General features: G+C 69.8%; 18 protein-coding genes. 7 read left to right on the top strand and 11 right to left on the bottom strand.

Annotation, left to right across the window (positions count from 1 at the left end; translation table 11 throughout):
* Positions 1-2 precede the first annotated feature (2 nt).
* The 5 genes from CQ042_RS17385 to CQ042_RS17365 form a co-directional block, all read right to left on the bottom strand.
* Positions 3-794 (bottom strand): class I SAM-dependent methyltransferase, encoded by a 792-nt coding sequence (locus tag CQ042_RS17385; protein WP_105671710.1) that lies wholly within the window; start codon positions 792-794, stop codon positions 3-5.
* A gap of 83 nt (positions 795-877) precedes the next feature.
* Positions 878-2,038: an AMP-binding protein gene (locus tag CQ042_RS17380; RefSeq protein WP_105671709.1), complete on the bottom strand. Its 1,161-nt coding sequence runs from the start codon at positions 2,036-2,038 to the stop codon at positions 878-880.
* 30 nt (positions 2,039-2,068) lie between these two features.
* Positions 2,069-2,989: a 1,4-dihydroxy-2-naphthoyl-CoA synthase gene (locus tag CQ042_RS17375; RefSeq protein ID WP_105671708.1), complete on the bottom strand. Its 921-nt coding sequence runs from the start codon at positions 2,987-2,989 to the stop codon at positions 2,069-2,071.
* Positions 2,990-3,071: 82 nt separating this feature from the next.
* Complete coding sequence (locus tag CQ042_RS17370) at positions 3,072-4,067, bottom strand: permease prefix domain 1-containing protein (protein ID WP_105671707.1); 996 nt, start codon at positions 4,065-4,067, stop codon at positions 3,072-3,074.
* A 1-nt stretch (position 4,068) separates the two neighbouring features.
* Positions 4,069-4,401 (bottom strand): PadR family transcriptional regulator, encoded by a 333-nt coding sequence (locus tag CQ042_RS17365; RefSeq protein WP_105671741.1) that lies wholly within the window; start codon positions 4,399-4,401, stop codon positions 4,069-4,071.
* Between the two features lie 87 nt (positions 4,402-4,488).
* On the opposite strand from CQ042_RS17365, the gene CQ042_RS17360 reads away from it, so the two are divergent.
* The 3 genes from CQ042_RS17360 to CQ042_RS17350 all read left to right on the top strand — a co-directional run bounded on the left by CQ042_RS17360 (position 4,489) and on the right by CQ042_RS17350 (position 7,795).
* Positions 4,489-5,508 carry a GNAT family N-acetyltransferase gene (locus tag CQ042_RS17360; RefSeq protein WP_105671706.1) on the top strand — a complete coding sequence of 340 codons (1,020 nt, stop codon included), beginning with the start codon at positions 4,489-4,491 and terminating at the stop codon, positions 5,506-5,508.
* 171 nt (positions 5,509-5,679) lie between these two features.
* Positions 5,680-6,810 (top strand): Fic family protein, encoded by a 1,131-nt coding sequence (locus CQ042_RS17355; RefSeq protein ID WP_105671705.1) that lies wholly within the window; start codon positions 5,680-5,682, stop codon positions 6,808-6,810.
* Between the two features lies 1 nt (position 6,811).
* Positions 6,812-7,795, top strand: a complete 984-nt coding sequence (locus CQ042_RS17350; RefSeq protein WP_105671704.1) for an o-succinylbenzoate synthase — start codon at positions 6,812-6,814, stop codon at positions 7,793-7,795.
* Between the two features lie 7 nt (positions 7,796-7,802).
* Here the strand turns inward: CQ042_RS17350 and CQ042_RS17345 are convergent, their stop codons facing one another.
* From CQ042_RS17345 to CQ042_RS17335, 3 genes are read right to left on the bottom strand one after another with little or no spacing between them, the layout of a single operon-like run.
* Complete coding sequence (locus CQ042_RS17345; protein WP_105671703.1) at positions 7,803-9,053, bottom strand: MFS transporter; 1,251 nt, start codon at positions 9,051-9,053, stop codon at positions 7,803-7,805.
* On the bottom strand, positions 9,050-9,805 hold the full coding sequence (locus tag CQ042_RS17340; RefSeq protein ID WP_105671702.1) for a TetR/AcrR family transcriptional regulator: 756 nt from the start codon (positions 9,803-9,805) through the stop codon (positions 9,050-9,052). The genes CQ042_RS17345 and CQ042_RS17340 overlap by 4 nt, the downstream gene beginning before the upstream one ends.
* Positions 9,806-9,856: 51 nt before the next feature.
* On the bottom strand, positions 9,857-10,531 hold the full coding sequence (locus CQ042_RS17335) for a helix-turn-helix domain-containing protein (RefSeq protein WP_105671701.1): 675 nt from the start codon (positions 10,529-10,531) through the stop codon (positions 9,857-9,859).
* 78 nt (positions 10,532-10,609) lie between these two features.
* Between CQ042_RS17335 and CQ042_RS17330 the strand changes: the two genes are divergently transcribed.
* Positions 10,610-12,049, top strand: coding sequence for an MFS transporter (locus tag CQ042_RS17330; protein ID WP_105671700.1), 1,440 nt, complete (start codon positions 10,610-10,612; stop codon positions 12,047-12,049).
* On the opposite strand, the gene CQ042_RS17325 is transcribed toward CQ042_RS17330, so the two are convergent.
* Entirely contained in the window at positions 12,036-12,659 is a 624-nt protein-coding gene (locus CQ042_RS17325) for a TetR/AcrR family transcriptional regulator (protein WP_105671699.1), read from the bottom strand. The two genes, CQ042_RS17330 and CQ042_RS17325, sit on opposite strands and share 14 nt — an antisense overlap.
* A 131-nt stretch (positions 12,660-12,790) precedes the next feature.
* Here CQ042_RS17325 and CQ042_RS17320 point away from each other — a divergent pair, with 131 nt between their 5' ends.
* The 3 genes from CQ042_RS17320 to CQ042_RS17310 all read left to right on the top strand — a co-directional run bounded on the left by CQ042_RS17320 (position 12,791) and on the right by CQ042_RS17310 (position 18,294).
* On the top strand, positions 12,791-15,595 hold the full coding sequence (locus tag CQ042_RS17320; protein WP_105671698.1) for an efflux RND transporter permease subunit: 2,805 nt from the start codon (positions 12,791-12,793) through the stop codon (positions 15,593-15,595).
* Positions 15,592-17,574: a YhgE/Pip domain-containing protein gene (locus tag CQ042_RS17315; protein WP_105671697.1), complete on the top strand. Its 1,983-nt coding sequence runs from the start codon at positions 15,592-15,594 to the stop codon at positions 17,572-17,574. The genes CQ042_RS17320 and CQ042_RS17315 overlap by 4 nt, the downstream gene beginning before the upstream one ends.
* Before the next feature lie 129 nt (positions 17,575-17,703).
* Positions 17,704-18,294 carry a 2'-5' RNA ligase family protein gene (locus tag CQ042_RS17310; protein ID WP_258132307.1) on the top strand — a complete coding sequence of 197 codons (591 nt, stop codon included), beginning with the start codon at positions 17,704-17,706 and terminating at the stop codon, positions 18,292-18,294.
* Between the two features lie 260 nt (positions 18,295-18,554).
* Here the strand turns inward: CQ042_RS17310 and ccsB are convergent, their stop codons facing one another.
* Positions 18,555-19,529, bottom strand: a complete 975-nt coding sequence (ccsB, locus tag CQ042_RS17305) for a c-type cytochrome biogenesis protein CcsB (RefSeq protein WP_105671695.1) — start codon at positions 19,527-19,529, stop codon at positions 18,555-18,557.
* 4 nt (positions 19,530-19,533) lie between these two features.
* Positions 19,534-21,318, bottom strand: a complete 1,785-nt coding sequence (locus CQ042_RS17300) for a cytochrome c biogenesis protein ResB (RefSeq protein ID WP_258132309.1) — start codon at positions 21,316-21,318, stop codon at positions 19,534-19,536.
* Between the last annotated feature and the right edge of the window lie 35 nt (positions 21,319-21,353).

Below are 21,353 nucleotides of genomic sequence, written 5' to 3'. Positions count from 1 at the left end.
CGTCACGCCCTCGCGATGATCTCGCCGTGCGGTACCAGGAACCAGCCGTCGCCGTCGTCGGCCCAGCGCTTCCACGCGTCGCTGATCTCCCGCAGGGCGGCGGCGTCCGCCATCCCGCCGTCGAGCAGCTGGCGGGTGAGCGCGGATTCGAGGATGCGGTCGGCCCACATCCCACCCCACCACGCGCGCTCCTCGGCAGACGCGTAGCACCAGGTGGATGCGGTCGCCGTGGTCTCCTCGAAGCCCGCGGCCCGTGCCCACGACAGCAGCCGACGCCCGGCATCCGGCTCGCCGCCGTTGGCCTGCGCGGCCGCGCGGTACAGGGCGAGCCAACGGTCGAGTTCCGGGAGCACGGGGAACCAGAGGAAGCCGGCGTAGTCGGCGTCACGGGCGGCGACGACCCCACCGGGAACCGTCACACGACGCATCTCACGGAGCGCCTGCACCGGGTCGCCGACGTGCTGGAGCACCTGGTGGGCATGCACGACGTCGAACGAGTCGTCGGGGAAGCTCAGCGCGTGCACGTCCTCGACGGAGAACGAGAGGTTCGTGAGACCGCGCTCGGCTGCGAGCGTGCGCGAGAGCGACAGGGCGTTCTCGTCGATCTCGGTGGCGGTGACATGGGCGACGACTCCCGCGAAGTCGACCGTGATGCTGCCGGGGCCCGCACCGACGTCGAGGAGGCGCGTGGTGTCCGCGAGGTGCGGGCGAAGGTACTCCGCGGAGTTCGCGATATCGCGCACGTTGTGCGAGCGGAGGACGGATTCGTGGTGTCCATGCGTGTACGAGGCCATGCGCTTCAGTCTGGCACCGTGCGAGAGGACTCCTCGTCGGATGACGGCGCCGTCGCGCCGTCTCGATCAGGGCAGCTCGGTGATCAGTGCAGTTCGGCGACCATGCGCCGGATCGCCTCCCGGTCGGGCTTGCCGGAGGACAGGACCTCGATCTCATCGACCAGGATCAGGCGCGCAGGACGCGCGTGCTTGCCCAGCTCCTCCTCGACGGCGTCGCGGGCATGCACGAGCTGCTCGGATTCGCTGCGACGCAGCACCTCGCCGCGCGCGGCGACGATCACGGAGGCCTCGCCCCAGCGCTCGTCCTCCACGCCGACGACGACGGCCTCGTGCAGGCCTGCGATCCGGCGGACGATCCGCTCCACGCGGTCGAGCGAGATGTTGATCCCACCGGAGACGATCACGTTGTCGGCGCGCCCGTGCACCCGCACGACCCCGTCCTCGACGAGGCCCAGATCCCCGGTGCGATACCAGCGGATCCCGTGCTCGTCCCGCACGAAGGTGCGCGCGGTGAGCGACCCGTCTCCCAGATACCCCTCGGCGAGCATGGGACCGGCGATGCGCAGTTCGCCGTCGACCGTGCGCACGCCCACGGTGTCGAGCGGCACGCCGTCGTACACGCAGCCGCCGCTGGTCTCCGTCGAACCATAGGTGCGCACCAGGCGTGCGCCGAGGTCGGCGGCCCGCTCCCGCAACGGCTCCGGCAGCGCCTGGCCCCCCACGAGGATCGCCCGATACGCGGTCAGCGCCGCACGCACGGCGGTGTCGTCCGCGGCATCGAGCAGGGTCGCGACCTGCGCCGGCACGAGCGAGGTGTACAGCTCGGGGATCCCGGTGTCCCCGCCCGGTGACGGTCGCAGCATCGCCAGGGTCGCCTCCGCGAAGGACATCGGCGAGAATCGCCCCTCGATCGTCGTCGGGTGCGTGCCCGCCAGGATCGAGCGCACCACCACCTGGAGGCCGGCGACGTACCCGGCCGGCAGCGCGAGCAGCCAACGCCCGCTGCCGATCCGCGCCGCCGTGGCCTCGGCGCTCGCCCGCAGCGCCTCTGCGCTGAGCGCGACCCGCTTCGGGATGCCGCTGGAGCCGGACGTCGCGATCACGGCGGCGAGGCCGTCCGCCACGTTCTCGGGAGCACCGCCCACCATCCCGAGCCCCAGCGCCGGGCCGCCGTCGAGAGCACGCTGTAGAGCTTCCCGCAGCAGAACCGGATCTTCGGCATCCGTGGGGATCAGGGCGGTCATGCGCGTCTCCGACTCGGTGGGACCAGGGACTCAGTAGTGCCAGGGGAAGGACGACCAGTCGGCGTCGCGCTTCTCGAGGAACGAGTCGCGTCCCTCGACGGCTTCGTCGGTGCCGTATGCGAGGCGTGTGGCCTCACCGGCGAAGACCTGCTGCCCGACCAGTCCATCGTCGACCGCGTTGAAGGCGAACTTCAGCATGCGGATCGCGGTCGGCGACTTGGTCAGCACGGTGCGCGCCATCTTCAGCGCCTCGCGCTCGAGCTCGGTGTGCGGCACCACGCGGTTCACGGCGCCCATCTCATAGGCGCGCTGTGCCGAGTACTCCTCGGCGAGGAAGAACACCTCGCGGGCGATCTTCTGCCCGGTCTGGCGGGCCATGTACGCGGAGCCGTACCCGGCGTCGAAGCTGCCGACATCGGCATCCGTCTGCTTGAAGCGGGCCTCTTCCGCCGAGGCGATCGTGAGGTCGCACACCACGTGCAGGGAGTGCCCGCCTCCGGCCGCCCATCCGGGGACGACCGCGATGACGACCTTCGGCATGAAGCGGATGAGCCGCTGCACCTCGAGGATGTGCAGGCGACCGACCGCCGCCCGGCTCGCGCCGTCGACGATCGCCGTCTCCGCGTCGGAGTACTTGTATCCGTCACGGCCGCGGATGCGCTGGTCCCCGCCGGAGCAGAACGCCCAGCCGCCGTCTTTCGGACTCGGGCCGTTCCCCGTGAGCAGCACCGCGCCGATGCGGGCGTCCTGGCGCGCGATGTCGAGCGCGCGGTAGAGCTCGTCGACCGTGTGCGGACGGAACGCGTTGCGCACCTCCGGTCGGTTGAAGGCGATGCGCGCGACGCCGCCGTCGTGCGAGACGTGCGCGGTGATGTCGGTGTAGTCCTCGGCACCGGGCGCGAGCACCCATTCGGCCGGGTCGAAGAGATCGGAGACGGATGCGGTGGTCACGGCATCCAGCCTATTCCTCGCCGTCTCCCCGCGAGGGAGGAAGCGCCGCCCCGAGGGGACGGCGCTTCCTCGGCCGGTGCGGTCAGACGCGTGGCGCGCGAGCGGTCTTGATCCACCCGTCGACGATGTCCCACACGACGCCTGCCGCGATCCCGAATCCGAGCAGGACGGCGAGGATGCGGAACACCCCGCCCTCACCGGCCGATTCGGCCTGTCCCGCGGCGAAGCCCTCTCCGCCCGCCGCCGTGAGGTGCGCGAGGAACGCCGGGTTGACGAGGTCGCCGCCCAGCAGCAGCACGAGCACCCATCCGAGGAACGCCAGCGCGAGGATCGTGTTCGCCACGGCCAACCCCGTGCTCCACCTCCCCCTGCGGAAGAGCACGACCGCGAACACGGCCTCAGCGACGATGAGGAGGAACAGCACACCGATCCCCCACGGCCAGAGCTGCGGGTCGAGGATCGGCAGCGCTTCGCCGTCCACCGACACGAAGCCGCGGAAGCGGTCCCAGAGCAGGGCACCGACGGCGATCCCGAGGAAGACCAACGACGCGATCAGCTCGCTCCGGCCGGCACCGTTCTGCGTCGGCTCGGGGAGCTGGTCGAGATCCCACTCCTCGATCGCGGTCGCGCTGTTGGAGCGTTCGAGGATGACGAAGACGAGGGTGGTCCAGAAGCAGAGATGGAGGATCGCCCCTCCGGTCGCGAGGATCGACGTGGAGATGATCTCCCCCACGGGCGCCCCGGAGATGGTCTGTCCCACCGCGACACCACCGAGAACGCAGACGGGGACGATGGCCAGCAGCAGCTTCAGCAGCCGCCACCAGGTCAGGTAGAAACGCGGCCCGATGAGGTACAGCGGGCGGTCCGCGTATCCCGCCGCAAGAGCGCCGGGATCTCCGAGCTCAGTGAGCACCGCGCGCTCGGCAGCCTCCGGCGCTTCGCCCTGATCGAGCCGCGCCTCGATCGCATCGGCGATGGAGGCTTCCAGCTCGGCGCGGACGTCGGCTTGGGTCTCGGGGCGGAGGCTGCGGATCGTGGCGCTGATGTAGCGCTCGGTGAGTGGGGTCGTCGCGGTCATGTCAGTTCTCCTCTGAGGTGAGGGACGCGATCGCCGTGGTGAGCGAGCGCCATTCGTCGGTGAGGGTGTCGGCGAGGCGGGCGCCGGCATCCGAGGTGCGGTAGAACTTGCGAGGTCTGGCCTCGTCGGTGTTCCACTCGCTCGTGAGGTACTCCTGCTTCTCGAGCCGTCGAAGCAGCGGGTACAGGGTGTTGGCATCCGTCGCGAAGCCGCGCTTCTCGAGTTGTTCGAGCAGCGAGTAGCCATAGCCCGGCGTACGCAGCAGCTGCAGGCAGGCCAGCACCACGGTGCCTCGCCGCAGTTCCTGCAGGTGCGTGTCCAGCGTCTCGTTCATGTCGATCACATTACTGTGCATCACACACCATTGTCAATCACACATTTATGCGCGATCCAAGAACCGGACGGGAAGTAGCGTGGAGGCATGACGCTCGAGATCACGCGTATCGACCCGTTCGACTCCGATGCAGTGGACGCCTGGTGGGACGCCTACGCCACCGCCGAGCGGGCCGACCGCGGACCCGACGTGCCGGTGTGGTCCCGGGAGGAGACCCGGAGCGAGATGCAGCAGGAGTCGCGGGTGATCGAACGCCGCCCTTTCCTGCTGCGCGACGGCGGCACGATCGTGGGAGCAGCAGGTCTCGCGCTCCCCCTCAAGGACAACACGCACGTCGCGCACGTCGTCGTCCACGTGCCGCCTGCCCACCGACGGCGAGGGATCGGCTCCGCCGCTCTCGCCTTCCTCGAAGCGGAAGCCGCCGATGCCGGACGCACCACCGCGCAGGGCGACACCTCGTGGCGCTACGAGCTCGGATCCGACGGCGCGGGGGCGCCCGGTCGCGAGTTCGCCCGCCGGCACGGCTATGCGCTCGCGCTCGGCGATGTGCAGAACAGGCTCGCCCTCCCCTTCGACCCGGCCGTGCTCGACCGGCTCGATGCCGACGCCGCCGAGGCGATCAGCGGGTACACGATCCGGAGCTGGGTCGGACCCGTCCCGGATGACGTCGTCGAAGGCTGGGCCATCCTCGACGCCTCGATCGACACCGAAGCCCCCAGCGGCGAGCTCGACATCGAGCCCGCGAAGCCGGACGTCGAGAGCATCCGCGAGAACGAAGCGCTCCTCGTCCGGCAGAATCGCCTCTCGATCGGCACGATCGCTCTGACCCCGGCGGGTGAGGCCGCCGCGTACACGCAGCTGGTCGTGTCCGGCGACGACGGCAACGCCTACCAGTGGGGCACACTCGTGCGCGCGGCCGACCGCGGGCACCGCCTCGGCACCGCCGTCAAGACCGCCAACCTCCGGATGCTGCTGCGCGAGGCTTCGCACGCCCGCGCCGTGTACACCTACAACGCGGAATCGAACATCCACATGCTCGCCGTCAACACGCTTCTCGGCTTCGTGCCGACCGAGCGGATGGGCGAGTTGCAGAAGCGCCTCGCCTGAACCGCCGCAGGCCCCCACCCGCATCGCCCGCAAGAAGGAACCACCGGCCGCGCAAATTGCATACCTCCCCGATTCGACGAACTTCCTCGTAAACCAGGGAATCCGAACGCATCTCCGGCAAAAAGTCTGACAGAATCAGAGAAGTTTCCATGGCGGATCGGAGAGGCATCGATGGCTGACCTGTACCGGCTCCCCCGCCCCGCGTTCGACTCCGAACTCGTCCCGCTCCTGTTCGAGATCGAACGCCTCAGAGCCGATGCCGACGCCGGGACGACGCATCGGGAGATCGTCGACGAGCTGCACCTGCTGTTCGACTTGGTGATGAGCGTCATCTCCGCCCGCATCGAGGGAAACCACACGACCGTCTATGAAGCCGTCGAGACCATAGGCGGCGGAATCCGGTTCGACGATCACCTCAGCGAGATCTCCCACATCGTCGAGACCGTGCGCCACCTCGACACCCTGGACCCCGCGCTCCCTCTCACCCATGGACTGATCCGAGACCTGCACGCCCGCACCGTGAGTGGCCTGATCCGCGAAGGCGACCCCACGCCAGGGGCATACCGCGAGCAGGAGGTCGCGATCTCCGGCTCGGGCCACGTTCCTCCGTCCTGGGTCGCGGTGCACGCTGAGATGACCGACCTGCTCGACTTCGCGAACGGCGACCGACCGCTGCACGAGCAGATGATGCAGATCGCGCTCGCTCACCATCGTTTCGTCTGGATCCACCCTTTCCGCAACGGCAACGGCCGCGTCTCCCGCCTCTTCACCTACGCGATGCTGCGCAAGACGGTGTTCACCACGCGCGGCCGCAGCGCGCTGAATCCCGCCGCGGTCTTCGGCAACAACCGATCGGCGTACATCGCCGCACTCGAATCGGCTGATGCCCTGGACGAGAAGGGAACCGTCTCGTGGATCACCTTCTTCGCCAGAGGCATTCGAGACGACCTCGCACGACTCGTCCGGTTGCAGGATCAGGAATTCGTCGGCTCGGCTCTCGTGGGTCCGGCGCTTTCCCAGCTCACGCGCGAAGGAATCCTGAGTCACGCAGACGAGACGGTGCTTCGCGCGGTTCTCGCCGCCGGAGTCGTGAAGGCCGGCGATCTCGAATCGGTGATCCCCGGCACCGCCTCGCAACGCTCGCGGGTCATCCGCGCACTCCTCGACCGTGGGCTGCTGCGTCAAGCGGAAGACGGCCCCCGCTTCTACCTGCTCTCATTGAGCCGAGGACCACTTGCTTCACGTCTCATCCGACGCCTGAACGAACTGGGGCATCTCCCCAAGATCCTGGAGAACGACTGACATGATCCCGCCGCTCGCAGACCTGCTCGACTCGGCCAGGGTCGTCGCCCTGCCGATGCACAGTCGCTTCCGCGGCGTCGACGTGCGGGAGGCCCTGCTCTTCGAAGGTCCGCAGGGGTGGGCGGAATTCTCTCCGTTCACCGAATACGACGACGCCGAGGCCGCCACCTGGCTCGCAGCCGCGATCGACTTCGCGTGGCAGGAGCAGCCGACTCCACTGCGCGACCGCATCGGGGTGAACGCCACGGTGCCGGCGATCGAAGCCGCCCGCGTGCCCGAGCTGCTGGCGCGGTTCCCCGGATGCCGTACGGCCAAGGTCAAGGTCGCCGAGCCGGGTCAGACACTGGCCGACGACGTATCGCGGGTCCGCGCCGTCCGCGAGGCGATGGGTCCGGAGGGACGCATCCGCATCGATGCGAACGGCGCCTGGAACGTGGATGAGGCCGAGCACGCCGTGCACGCGCTGGGCGAGTACGACCTGGAGTACGTGGAGCAGCCGTGCGCGACCGTGCCGGAGCTGGCGGATCTCCGCAGACGCGTGAAGTACATGGGTATCCCTGTCGCCGCCGACGAGAGCGTGCGCAAGTCCTCCGACCCGCTCGCGGTTGCCCGCGCGGGTGCCGCCGACCTCCTCGTGATCAAGGCGCAGCCGCTCGGCGGCATCACGCACGCGCTGCAGATCGTCACGGCGGCGGGGCTCCCTGTCGTCGTCTCGAGTGCGCTGGACACCGCGATCGGCCTGTCCCAGGGAGCGGCCCTCGCGGCCGCCCTCCCGACACTCGACTACGACTGCGGGCTCGGCACGGCCTCGCTGTTCCTCGACGATGTGGCCGACCGGCGCCCGGTCGACGGCTCGATCCCGGTCGGCCGCGTCACGCCCGATCCGGAAGCGCTCACCCGTCTCACCGCCTCGGACGAGCGCCGGGAGTGGTGGTCCGCCCGCCTCGCCCGCTGCCACTACGAGCTGACGGTCGCCGCCGGCTGACCCGGAGCTACGGCACCGTCGGCAGCGCGCCGACCTGCCGGAACCGCGGATGAGCCCAGACGAAGACGGTGACCAGCATCATGATCGCCGCGCCGATGATGATCGGCAGCGTCGGCCACACGCCGTAGAGCGTGGTGCCGAGGGTCGGCGCGACGACGAAAGTGAGCCCGGTGGTGGCCCCGATGAGCCCGGCGAGTCCGCCCTGCTCGTCGCGGCGGACGAGCAGAGTGGGGCCCGCCGTGTATCCCGGCATGGCCGTACCGAGGCCCAGCCCGATGATCAGGATCGCCGCGAACAGCGCCACCGCACCGAGGTCGAAGACGAGAAGGGCGAACCCCGCTGAGGCGGTGAGACCGCCGACGCGGAGCAGGGTGGGCGGCGTCCATCCGCTCCGCGGCACGATGACGGCCTGCGCCGTGACCATGCCCACGCCGGCCGCGAGCAGCGCACCCCCGGTGACCAGACCGGTCTGCGCGGCGGCGAGATGCAGCCGGTCCTGCACGATGAAGCCGGTGATGACCTGGATGAAGCCCAGCGCGGTGAACATCCCGAACCCGGCGACCAGGAACGGCCAGACGCGCGTGTCGAACGGACGCACCCTCGCCGGCTTCTCGATCAGCTCGATGCTCATCTCGCGGCGCAGCCGGAACGCCACGACGCTCAACCCCGCCAGCAGCAGGAATGGCACCACGATCAGCGGCGTGAGGAGGCCGAACGCCGAGAGGACTCCGCCGACCACGGACCCCGCGATCATCGCGATGCCCTGGACCGCTCCGACTCCGGCCATCCCCTTCACCCTGGCCTGCTCATCCGGCGTCACATCGGCGATGTACGCCTGCGCGGTCGGTGGCACGGCGGCGAGCGCGGTTCCGAAGCCGATCCCGCGGAGAAGGACGAAGAGCAGGAAGAGCACCGTTCCGCCGATCATGCCGTTCATGCCCCAGAAGGCGGTGAGGGCGAACAGCGCCATCGTCACGACCGCGAGCGCGAAGGCGAGGACCAGCACCGGCTTGCGGCCCCACGACTGCGACCGTCGCCCCCAGAACTGACTGGTCAGTACGATCATCACCGCGGCGACGCTGATCGTGACCCCGATCTGCCATTCGGCGAGCCCGACCTCGCGCGAGAGCGGCGCGATGATCGGGTTCAGCGTCATCTGGGCGAGGTAGGCGAGGAACACCGCCCCGAGCAGGAGGGGCACCTGCGAATGCGGTGCTGCCGGCGCCGTGGGCACGGAGGCGGTGTCGGGGCTGGTCATCGGGGGACTCCTGTCGTTCCTGTGGTCTCATCGCCGTCGACGTGCGGTCGGCCGCGGGCGCCGTCCCCTGCCAGCTCGTGCTCGATCCCCACGAGGACCACCCGCAGCTTCCCTTGGAACCAGTCGAACGGACCGGCGGTGATGGCGAGGATCATCTCCTCGTGCACCTGAGCCGCGATGCTGTCCGGCGCTTCTGCGGAGGGCGTTCGCCACTGCTTCTCGAGCACCTCGCGCACCCGGCCGTTTTGTGCCGCGATCGGCGCATCGAGAATCTCGACGCCGCGCCTGCTGTCGGCCGTGAGGTCGAACACGAGGTCGACGGCGAGCACGGCGGCACGAGCGGTGAACCCGCGCTCCACCAGGGCGGTGCCCACTCGATCCGACAGCATCACGATCGACCAGGGCACCACGCCTCTGGTCAGCTCGATGACCGCCCCCGGGTGCTGCTCCCACAGCCGCCAGGCGGCGACCGCCCAGCGCTCGAGCAGGGGACGCCATTCGCCTTCCAGATCCGGCCACTCCGCGGTGCGGACCACCCGATCCAAGCCGAGGCGCACCAGCTCGTCGCGGTTGCTCGCGTGCCGGTAGAGCGTCGCCTGCCCGACCCCCAGCTTCTCCGCGACGGCAGCGAAGGTCAGCTCGTGGAAGCCGACGGCGATCACGGCCGTCGCGATCGCCTCGGCATCCACCACCGGCGGTCGTCCGGGGCGTCTTCGGGGCGTTGGCCGGCCATCGGCGGGAGTTAGGGTCACCTCACAAGATTATGAGAGAGGACTCTCGAAATCAAGGCGTCGCCGCGCCGCTCACCTCGCCGCCCCTCCGAGCACCTCGGCGAGATGACGCGTCGCGAGGGCGGCACTGCGCGGGCCGTGATCACCGGTGGTGCCGAAGATCGTCAGGATCTCAGCGTCGCTCTCCCCGTCGGCGCCGAACCAGTGCGGTGTCCGCGTGTCGAACTCGGCGACCTCCCCGGCCTCGAGCATCACATCGCTGTCGCCCACCACGAGTCGGATGCGGCCGGTGAGCACGTACATCCACGACGACCCCTCATGCGAGGTGAGCTTCGGCTCCGAGGCGTCGCGGGGCACGATGATCTTCCACGCATGCCGCTCCCCCGGCTGGCGGGTCAGGGCCACCACGGTCCGACCGTTGACGCGTCGCGGACGAAGCCGCACTCGAGGGTCGCCGGTCTCGGGAGCACCGACGAGATCATCGAGCGACACCCGGTACATCCGCGCGAGAGGCAGCAGGAGCTCGAGACTCGGGCGCCGCTGTCCGGTCTCCAGCCGCGAGAGCGTGCTCTTCGAGATGCCCGTGGACCTGGCCACCGCGTCGAGCGTCGCCCCCCGGCGTGCGCGCAGCGCCTGCAGCCGCGGGCCGACCTGCTCCAGCGTCGCATCCACGACCGCCTCGTGTTCATCCCTGGCTTCGTGTCCATCCGTGGCCTCATGTTCATCCCTGGCCTCGTGTTCATCCATGGCCTCATGACACCACAGCCGTCCCTGTTTCAGCAAAGCGAGTTGCCGTTCCGGCATGTCGAGATCGATGCTGAACACATGACGGAGATCACCACCCGCACCCCGCTCCGCTCGGGAACAGCCGGGCTCGCCCTCAGCGTCCTGGTCGCTTCCCTCGGGACCAGCGCCGCCAACGTGGCGCTCCCGACGATCGCCAAGGACCTGGGCGGCACGTTCGCGCAGACGCAGTGGGTAGCGCTCGGCTACCTGCTGGCGATGACGGCGACGAGCCTCACCGTCGGGCACCTCGGCGACCTGCTCGGGCGGAGGCGCATCCTGTGGATCGGCATCGCCGTCTTCACCGGCGCCGCCGCGCTCTGCGCGTTCGCTCCGACCCTGGGGATGCTGATCGGCGCGCGCACGCTGCAGGGCGTCGGCGCGGCCGTGATGATGGCACTCCCCCTGGCCCGTGCCCGCGACGTGGTGGCGCCGGAACGCCTTGGGCGGGTCATGGGCCTGCTGGGGACGACAGCAGCGATCGGAACCGCCTCCGGCCCCGCACTCGGCGGCCTCCTCCTCACGGCGGCCGGGTGGCCGGCGATCTTCGCCGCCATGGTGCCGCTCGGCATGCTCGCCGCGACCCTGATCGGCATGACCCGTCGCGATGCGGGCGTCACCGGCAGCGGCGGACGCCGGTTCGACATCGGCGGTGTCCTGCTGCTCACGGTGGCCGTCGCCCTCTACACGCTCGGCGTGACCGCACCCGGCTCCGGAGAGTCCTGGCCGACGCTGCCGCTTCTCGGCGGAGCCGTCGTCGCGGCCGCCCTGTTCGGGCTCCGGGAGGCGCGCGCTTCGCATGCCCTTCTGCCGCCCACGCTGCTTCGCACCCGCAGCGTCTCGATCGGCGCGATCCTCAACCTCATCGTCGGCACGGTCATGATGAGCACCCTCGTGGTCGGGCCGTTCTTCCTCGCCGGCGGCCTGCACCTCGCCCCCGCGGCGATCGGGGCCACCATGGCGGCCGGCCCGCTCGCCTCGATCTGCACGGGGGTCCTCGCCGGTCGCGCGGTCGATCGGTACGGCACGCGACCCATGACAACGTCCGGACTCGCCGCCATGATCGTCGGGGCACTCGCCCTCGCGCTGCTGCCCGCCTGGTGGGGGCTCCCCGGATACATCACGGGCACCGTACTGCTGGCCCCCGGCTACCAGCTGTTCCTCGCCGCCAACAACACCGGGGTCCTCCGCTCGACGCCCGCCGAGCACCGCGGTGTGGCGTCGGGACTGCTCGGCCTCTCCCGCAATCTGGGGCTCGTCACGGGCGCCTCCGTCGTGGCCGCTCTCTTCGCCGCGGCGGCGGGGGCGCCCGACATCATCGCCGCATCCCCGGACGCACTCGCCTCGGCATTGCGGACGACCTTCCTCGTGACGGCAGCGCTCCTCGCCGCCGCCGCTGCGCTCTCCCTCGCGGCGGTGCCCGAGAGCTCGGGCACCCGGGCGAAGACCGTGGGGACGTCTGCGGAGACTACGGCTCGATGAGCAGCTGCACCAGACGACCAAGCTCCTCGCCGCCGGAGTGCCGCAGCTGGGCGTCGTCCTGCCCGGCCATCGCCCCGCGCACGGTCATGCCCTCCCAGATGATCATGAGCATGCGCGCCGCCGTCTCCGCAGGCAGGCGCAGCCGCAGCAGACCGGCCGTGACGATGTCGTCGACGATCTGCGCGATGCTCGAGACCATCTCGCGTTCCTGTGCGAGGTACGCTTCGCCGAACTTCGCGTCGCGCAGCGCGCGGATGCGGATCTCGCTCAGCAGCATCACGCCGAGGCGGTCGTCGCCGCCGAGCTCCATGATCTGCTGCACCAGGTCGATCGGATCGCATCCCTCGACCAGGGCGCCGGCGGCGGTCAACTCCTCGACACGAGTGCGCACCGCATTCACGCGCACCTCGGAGACGCTGGCGGCGAGCATGAGGAAAAGCTCGTCCTTGGATTCGAAGTTCGAGTAGAAGGCACCGCGGGTGAAACCGGCGCGCTCGCAGACGGCCTCGACCGACGCGCCGTCGAGCCCGACCTCGGCGAAGACCTGCGCGGCCGCCTCGAGCAGTCGGGCGCGCGTGTTCTCGCGACTGCGGGTTGCGGGTGTCGACATCGAAACCTCCTGACCCTTCACTCTCGCACGATTCACACCCCGCACACAGGCTTGGCCGGGCGGGTCACCTTACGATACATCTATGTATTGGATACACCTGTGTATCCACCCCGCACCCCTCGGAGGAACGCGTGTCCACACTCCTGTCCTCGCTCGGACGCTGGTCGTTCCGGCACCCGTGGCGAGTCCTCGTGTCCTGGCTGCTCGCGCTCGGCATCGCCGGCGCCGGAGCACTCGTCCTTGGCGCGGGAACCGACAACACGTTCTCCATCCCCGGCACCGAGTCCCAAGCGGGTCTCGAGCAGCTCTCGCGCTCCTTCCCGCAGGTGAGCGGCACGAACGCGCAGTTCATCGTGGTCGCCGCGGACGGCGACGAGATCACGGATGACGACTATCGCGAGCACATCGAGGATGCCGTCACCCAGCTCGACGACCTCGACGGCGTGCTCGCCGCCACCTCGCCGTACGACGAGATGGTCAAGGGCATGATCAACGACGACGACACGGCCGCGATCGTGCGTGTGCAGTTCGACGGCGAGTCGACCGATGTCTCCGATGACACGAAGGATGCGCTGCGCACGGTCGTGAGCGACCTGGACTCCGAGCTCCCCGACGGCTCGCAGACCTCACTCGGCGGCGACCTCTTCGCCATCTCGATCCCCGGCGTCACCCTCACCGAGGCGGTCGGGCTCCTCATCGCGCTCCTCGTGCTCATCGTCACGTTCCGCTCGTTCGTCGTGGCGGGGCTCCCCCTGCTCACCGCGATCCTCGGCGTGGGCATCTCGATGGCCGGCATCTTCACCGCGACCGCGTTCGCGACCGTCTCCTCGACCACCCCGCTGCTGGCGCTCATGCTCGGGCTCGCGGTCGGCATCGACTATGCGCTGTTCATCATGGCGCGACATCAGGATCAGGTGCGCGACGGCGTGGATCCCGAGGAGTCGGCGTCCCGCGCTGTCGGCACGGCCGGCTCGGCCGTCGTGTTCGCCGGTGTCACGGTGCTCATCGCGCTGATCGGCCTCGGCTTCGCGGGCATCCCGTTCCTGACGACCATGGGCATCGCCGCCTCCGCCGCGGTGGCCGTCGCCGTCGCGATCGCCGTCACCCTCACCCCTGCCCTGCTCGGATTCATGAAGGGCAGGGTCGTCGGCCGCCCGAAGAAGGTCAAGGCGCCGAAGACGAAGAAGAACGCCGACGGTTCGACCGACGAATCCGCCCCGTCGGAGCCCGCCGCTCCGGTCAAGGGCAGCGCCCGCTGGGTCGGCGGCGTCATGAAGCACCCGGTGCTGGTCTCGCTCGCCGTCGTCCTCGGACTCGGGATCGTGGCCGTCCCCGCGCTGAGCCTCGACCTCGCACTGCCGAACGCCGGAGTGCTGCCGAAGGACTCCGAGGCCCGTCAGAACTACGACCTGGTGGGTGAGGAGTTCGGGCCCGGTTTCAACGGCCCGCTCATCCTCACCGGCACGATCGTCACCTCCACCGACCCGCTCACCCTGATGGAGGACCTCGGGGACGCGGTGGCGGAGGTCCCCGGCGTCAAGGAGGTCGCCCTCGCGACCCCGAACGAGACCGCCGACACCGGCATCGTGCAGATCATCCCGGAGACCGCCCCCGACGACCCGGCGACCGCCGACCTGGTGCGAGAGCTGCGCAGCCACCACGACGAATGGCTCGACGAGTTCGGGATCGATCTGAAGGTCACCGGCTTCACGGCCGTCGGCATCGACATCTCCGACCAGCTCGGCAACGCGCTGCTGCCCTTCGGCATCTTCGTGATCGGCCTCTCGCTGATCCTGTTGACCATCGTGTTCCGCTCGCTCTGGGTGCCGATCACCGCGGCTCTCGGCTACCTGCTCTCGATCGTCGCCGCCTTCGGCGTAGTCGGGGCCGTGTTCGAGTGGGGCTGGTTCGCCGATCTGCTGCACGTCGCCAAAGTCGGGCCGATCATCAGCTTCATGCCGATCATCCTGATGGGCGTGCTGTTCGGCCTCGCCATGGACTACCAGGTGTTCCTGGTGTCCCGCATGCGAGAGGACTTCGTGCACGACAAGGATGCGACGAGCCCGAACCGCGCCACCCGGCGAGCCGCCGCCCTCCGCGCGGTGCGCAGCGGCTTCACCGGCTCGGCGAAGGTCGTCACCGCGGCTGGACTCATCATGTTCGCGGTGTTCGTCGCATTCGTGCCCGAGGGTGACTCATCGCTCAAGCCGATCGCCCTCGGCCTCGCCGCCGGCATCGCATTCGACGCTTTCCTGGTGCGGATGACGCTGATCCCCGCCCTCATGGCGATCCTCGGCGAGCGCGCCTGGGAGCTCCCGCGCTGGCTGGAGAAGATCCTCCCCCGCGTCGATGTCGAGGGCGAGGCGGTCGAACGCGAACGCCATCTGGCCGGATGGCCGGGCGACGGATCGATCGTCGCCGCCGACGACCTCGAGATCAGCGCCGACGCGCCGCTCGTCGATGGCCTGTCGATGCGGGTCCCCGAAGGTGGAGCGGTGATCGCGGCCGGGGGCGACCTGCGCAGCCGTCGAGCTCTGGCCCTGACGATCGCGGGACGCCTGATGCCCACCGACGGAAAGCTCCGCGTCGCCGGACATCTGCTCCCCGGACGTGCGGCCTGGGTGCGCTCGCACGTCGGCTGCGTGCTGGTCGACGACGCGGATGCCGCACTCGGCGACCTCGCCGAAGCCCTGCGGGGCAGGTCGCAGTTCGTCGTGATCGACGGCATCGACCGCCTGACCGGCGGGCAGCGGGACCAGGCCACCGCGATGCTGCGCGATGCCGCGGCCTCCCGGACGCTCGCGGTCTTCGCCACCGCCTCCGATGCCGGCTCGGCACGGACCACCCTCGCCGAGGCCGGATGGCCCGACGCACAGACTCTCGACACGCGTGCTCCTCGCCGGAGCGCCGCAGAATCCACCGAGGTGACCGCATGACCCTCCCCATCGAGCGCGCGCGCTCCCGCAAGCCCATCACGTGGCTGACCATCCTCGGCGTGCTGCTGCTGCCGGCGGCGGTCGGCGGCATCCTGGTCGCGGCCCTGCAGAACCCGACGGAGCGCCTCGACTCCATGACCGCCGCCATCGTCAACCTCGACGAGCCCGTGACCATCGACGGCCAGCTGACCCCGCTCGGGCGCCAGCTCGCGTCGGGACTCGTCGAGGGCTCCGACGACCTGGACTCGAACCTCACCTGGGTGATCTCCAACGAGGACGACGCCGCAGACGGTCTCGCGGACGGCTCCTACCAGGCCGTCATCACGATCCCCGAGGAATTCTCGGCTGCCGCCACCTCGGCCGGCACGGCGATCGCCGACGGCGGGGGCGACCCCGAGCAGGCGACCATCACCGTGACGACCCCGGAGGACGGGCTCGTCGCCGACGACCTCATCACGGGGCAGATCGCCGATGTCGCGGCATCGACGATGGGCACGATGCTCTCCGAGGCGACGACCGAGAACATCCTCGTCGGTTTCACCACGATCGGCGACCAGATCGGCGAAGCGGCTGACGGTGCGGTGAAGCTCGCGAACGGCGCGCGTGATGCCGCGACCGGTGCTGCCGCGATCCCCGAGGGTGCCACGAAGCTGGCCGCCGGTGCAGGGGAGCTTGGGGCGGGGGCATCCTCTCTGGCATCGGGACTCGACACGATCGCGGGCAAGACCCGTGAGGCCGCGGCCGGCGCCGGGGCGATCGGGGCTGGCCTCACCGATGGCGGAGCGCAGCTGCAGCAGAACGTCGGCGGCACCCAGCAGCTCGTCGGCGCGGTCCAGGGCGCTTCCGCATCGGCACAGTCCGCAGCGGGCGGTTCCCTTGCTCTGGCGGGGCGGCTCGGCACCCTCGCGGCCACGGCGTGCACTCCCCCGGTCGCAGACCAGGCGCAGTGCGACCTGTTGAGGTCCCTCGCCGCCGATGCGGGCGCGGTGGCGAAGGATGCCGGCACGGCATCCGGCGTCCTGAACGACGCCACGGTCGCAGGTGGGATCGCTGCGCTGCCCGGCACCTTCAGCACGCTGGCGTCCAGCATGTCCCAGGCGGGCGCCGGCGCGACGCAGCTCGCCGGCGGACTCACCCAGCTCGCCGACCAGGGCATCGGCGCATCCGCCACCGGGGCTCGCGGCCTGGCATCCGGTGCGACCCAGCTGTCCGACGGTGCGACCGCCCTCGCCGACGGCACCACCGAGCTGGCGACAGGGCTCGACACCCTGGCGACCGGCACGGGCGACCTCGCGGGTGGGTTGCGCACGGCCGCCGATTCCCTCCCCTCGTTCAGCGACAGCGAGTCGACCTCGCTCGCCTCGGTCATCGCCGACCCCGTGTCGTCGAACTCGTCGAACTCGTCGACGAACACGATCTTCGGCCCGACCGCGATCCCGCTGCTCGCCGCCGTCGTGCTGTGGTTCGGCGGACTCGCGACGTTCGTGGTGATGCGCGCCCACACCGCCCGCACCCTCACCTCTCGCCGGTCGTCGGCGACGTTGACGCTGAGGGCGTTCGCTCCCGCCGCACTCATCGGTGCCGGACAGGGCCTCCTGGTGTCGCTGATCGTGCAGATCGTGGCGAGCTACGATGCCGCGACGTGGTGGGCGTTCGCCGGGACCGCGGTGCTCGCCGGCGTGGCGTTCGCCGCCGTGAACCAGGCGCTCGTCGCCCTGTTCGGCGGCGTCGGACGCTGGATCTCGGCCCTCGTCGGGGTACTCGCTGTCGCGACCGGCCTGATCTCGACCGTGCCCGACTGGCTCGCCGGCATCGGCGCAGCCCTCCCGACGGCTCCGGCCTTCGCCGGCTTGATCGCGGGCAGCGGTTCCGCGGTGGCCGCCCTGGTGGTGTGGGGTGTGCTGTCGCTCGTGGCCACGACGCTCGCCGTCACGCTGCGGCGGACGACCTCGGCCAAGGCGGTCCTCGCCGCGGCCTGACGCTGCTTCCACATCCGCCAAAACGGAGATCATCCTCTTCCGGCCCGGCGCGTCGACACAAGACGCTCCGGGCCGGAAGTGTTTCGTCTCCGTTCTCGCACCGACCCCGCCACGCCCTAGGCTCTCGACATGCGTCGACCGTTCATGGACACCCCGGAACAGCTCGCGAGCCTGGACGGGCAGCAGTACCTCGTGCTCCGGCCCACCGCGAGCGTCGCTGCGTCCTATCGGCAGGTCCAGGATGCCGCCCTCACGCGTCTCGGCACCCCGCTGCGGCATCCCCACACCGAGCACGTCACCCTCCGCGGCTTCTTCGAGCCGGAGCGGCGCGACGAACTCACGGCGCTGATCCGCGAGTGGGCGGCCCGGCAGCCTCCGATCGACCTGGTGGCCGAAGCCGTCGATGAGTTCGCCGCGCCCTGGCAGATCCTGATCGTCCGACTCGCCCGCAGCGCATCGCTCGTATCGGCATACGCGACGTTGACGGCCGCACTGGATCCCACGGACTTCCGCCGCCTCGGTGAGCTGTCTCTCGACGACTGGACATTCCACCTCTCCGTGCTCTACGGCAAGACGCTCGCTGCCGCCGACTGGACCTCGTTCGCCCGAGCCGAGTCCCGCCCCCTCAGCCCGCAGCCCACAGAGGTCGTCACCGAGGCCGAACTCGTCTGGTACCAGGACGGCATCGAGCACGCCGAGATCCTGCCCCTGGGCGGCTGACTCGTCCTGCCGCCCACCTGCCGCGCCTCACCTGCCCTCACCTGCCCTCACCTGCCGAAGCGGAGACCATCCGCTCCCGGCCCGGCGCGTCGGCACCGGACGCGCCAGGCCGGGGGAGTCTCGTCTCTGTTTTCGCACCGAAGTCTTCGCACCGAGGTTCTCGCACGAGCCATGCTCGCTGCCTCTCGGCGGCGGACGCACGAGACCCGTCCGCGCGGATCGTGCCGCGGACGGGTCTCGATGTCGTTCCCCGGAGGGGGTCAGCTCAGGCCGGAGTATGCGTGCAGGCCCTTGAAGAACACGTTCACGATCGTGAAGTTGAAGATCACGGCCGAGAAGCCGACGATCGCCAGCCACGCCGAGGGGTTTCCCCGCCAGCCACGGGTCGCCCTGGCGTGGATGTATCCGGCGTAGATGACCCAGATCACGAAGGTCCAGGTCTCCTTGACGTCGAAGCCCCAGAAACGGCTCCAGGCGTAGTACGCCCAGATCGACCCGGCGATGAGCGTGAAGGTCCAGAGGATGAACCCGATGATCGTGAACATGTACGCCAGGCTCTCCAGGCGCACCGAATTCGGGAAGGTTCGGAGGAAGCCGGGACCGGTCTTCGTCGCACCCTCGCCGAGGAGACGCTCGCGGCGCGACTGCATGAGCTGGATCACCGAGAGCGCGAAAGCGAGTGCGAAGAACGCGGTCGCGAGCGAGGCTACGAACACGTGGATGACGAGCCACACGCTCTTCAGCGGGTCCATCAGCGGCGAGACCTCGACGTAGAAGTTCGTCGCCCCGAGGCCGAGCAGCACCACGACGAGGCCTGTGATGAAGGTGCCGAGGAAACGCAGGTCGATGCGGGTGAGGACCACGAGGTACACCGCGATGATGAGCAGCGTACCCATCATCGCGAATTCGTAGAGGTTGGCCCAGGGGACACGTCCGGCCGCGATGCCGCGTGTGACGGCTGCGGCGAGGTGGAACAGGAATCCGAGCACCGTGAGCGAGGTGCCGATCCGCGCCATCACGAAGCGCTGCGGCGGTGCGTCGGTGGCGGAACCACCGGCGGACGCGGTGGTCGCTCCCCCGCCCGCGCCGACGAGCACCGATTCCCGGACGGTCTGCGCGTCGGCCGTCACCTGCGAGCGCCGCGCGAGATCGAAGGCGTAGGCCACGAAGGCCGCCGCGTAGATCGCGATCGCCGTCCAGAGCAGGATCGGCGAGATCACATTGAGCTCGAGCATGGTGTCAGTCTACTTTCCGGGTGTCGGCCGCCGGGGTCTCCGGTTCGGCGGATTCGTCCGCGGTCTCGTCTGTGGCGGGGCGGGTCGTGGTCCCGCCCGCGGCGTCGAGCAGTCGGGCGTGATCGGCGACGAGATCTTCCACGGCGGCGGCCAGGGTCGGGTCCTCACCTCGGGCGAGCGCGGCGTACTCGAGTGCGATCTCGCCGTCGTGCGCCGTGGCCTTGACCCACACGCGTCGACGCGGCACGAACAGCGCGATCATGAGACCGCCGAGTGCGAGCAACGCGAAGCCGAGGACCCATACGCCGGACTCGTCGCGGTGGATCTGCAGCGAGGCGAAGCGCTTCACGGACTCCGAGGCATCCGTCGCGCCGGGCGGGGACTCGTCTTCGAACGTCACCGAGCCGAGTCCGTTCGGCAGCTGCGCCGTCTGGCCGGGGGCGAGCTCGATCGACTCGACGTCGGTGCTGCGGCCGGTGAGCTTGGTCATGCCGGTGGTGTCGAGCACGTAGACCGAACGCGGCACACCTTCGTTGATCCCGAGGTCGCCCGTGTACACGTCGAGCGTGAGGGTCGGGTTGGTGAGATCGCCGTAGGCGGAGAAGAACGCACCGCTCTCGAGCACACCGGTGGTCGGGTAGAAGAACCCGACCAGGCCCACCTGCTCTGCCAGTCCGTCCGGCACCTTGAGCACGCCGAGGGAGGTCATGTTGTTGTCCTGCGGGAGGAACGGCGTGCTGTTGGTGAACACGACGTTGCCCTCGGGGTCGCGCACGGTCACGGTCGGCGCGTAGCCGTTGCCGAGCAGGAACACGTCGTCGTCGGCGACCGCGAGCGGCTCGTTGACCTTGACGGCGCCCGTACGCTCCTCGCCGTTCTCCTGCACCGTGACGTTGGCCGAGAAGTCGCCGGCCTGACCCGAGCCCGGTTCTCCGAACGGCTGGTAGGTCACGTCGAACGAGTCGAGGCGCATCGAGTACGGGGCGAAGGCGTCGTCGCCGACGAAGCGGCCGCGGTTCATCGAGTCGTAATCGAGGAGCGTGTTCGCGAACGTCTCCCCTTCCACCAGCACGCGCTGCCCGGTGTACGAGAACCCCCCGCCGACACCGACCGTGACCAGGACGCCCACGAGCGCGAGGTGGAAGAGCAGGTTGCCGGTCTCGCGCCAGTAGCCGCGTTCGGCGGATACGGAGAACGTGCGTCCGCGGTCGTAACGCTCGACGCGGTAGCCGAGCGCTTTGAGCTGCTTCGTCGCGATGTCGATCGACGCGGCGGCCTCGGCTTCGGCATCTCCGGTCTTGGTGCCCGACTCGACGGAGGGGTCGCGCGTGATCGAACGGTAGTCCTCGAGCCGCTGCAGTCGCGCGGGGGTGCGCGGGGGGCGCGCCCGCAGCGCCTTGGCGTGGTGCTTGATGCGCGGGATCACGCAGCCGACGAGCGAGGCGAACAGCAACAGGTAGATCGCCGAGAACCACGGCGACAGGTACACGTCGAACATCTTCAGCCCGTCGAGCACGGGGAAGAGGTCGGGGTTGTCGCGCTCCCACTGCGTGACGCCGTTGGGGTCGGCCATCCGCTGCGGGAAGATCGAGCCGGGGATCGCCGCGATCGCGAGCACGAGCAGCAGGACCAGCGCGGTGCGCATCGAGGTCAGCTGACGCCAGCCCCACCGCAACCAGCCGACGAACCCGAGCCGCGGCTGGGTGATCGAGTCATCGCCATCGACATGGTCGGACGGGCGGAGCGGATCGCTGGAGTCGCCTCTCGCGGCGCCCTTGTTCTTCGTCATGGCCTTCTCGGTGCGGTTGGGGTCGTACTCGATGT

The organism is Microbacterium sp. MYb62 (assembly GCF_002979475.1).
GTDB lineage: Bacteria > Actinomycetota > Actinomycetes > Actinomycetales > Microbacteriaceae > Microbacterium.
Note: the sequence above shows the minus strand (reverse complement) of the source record. Positions and strands in the feature narration are given on the sequence as shown.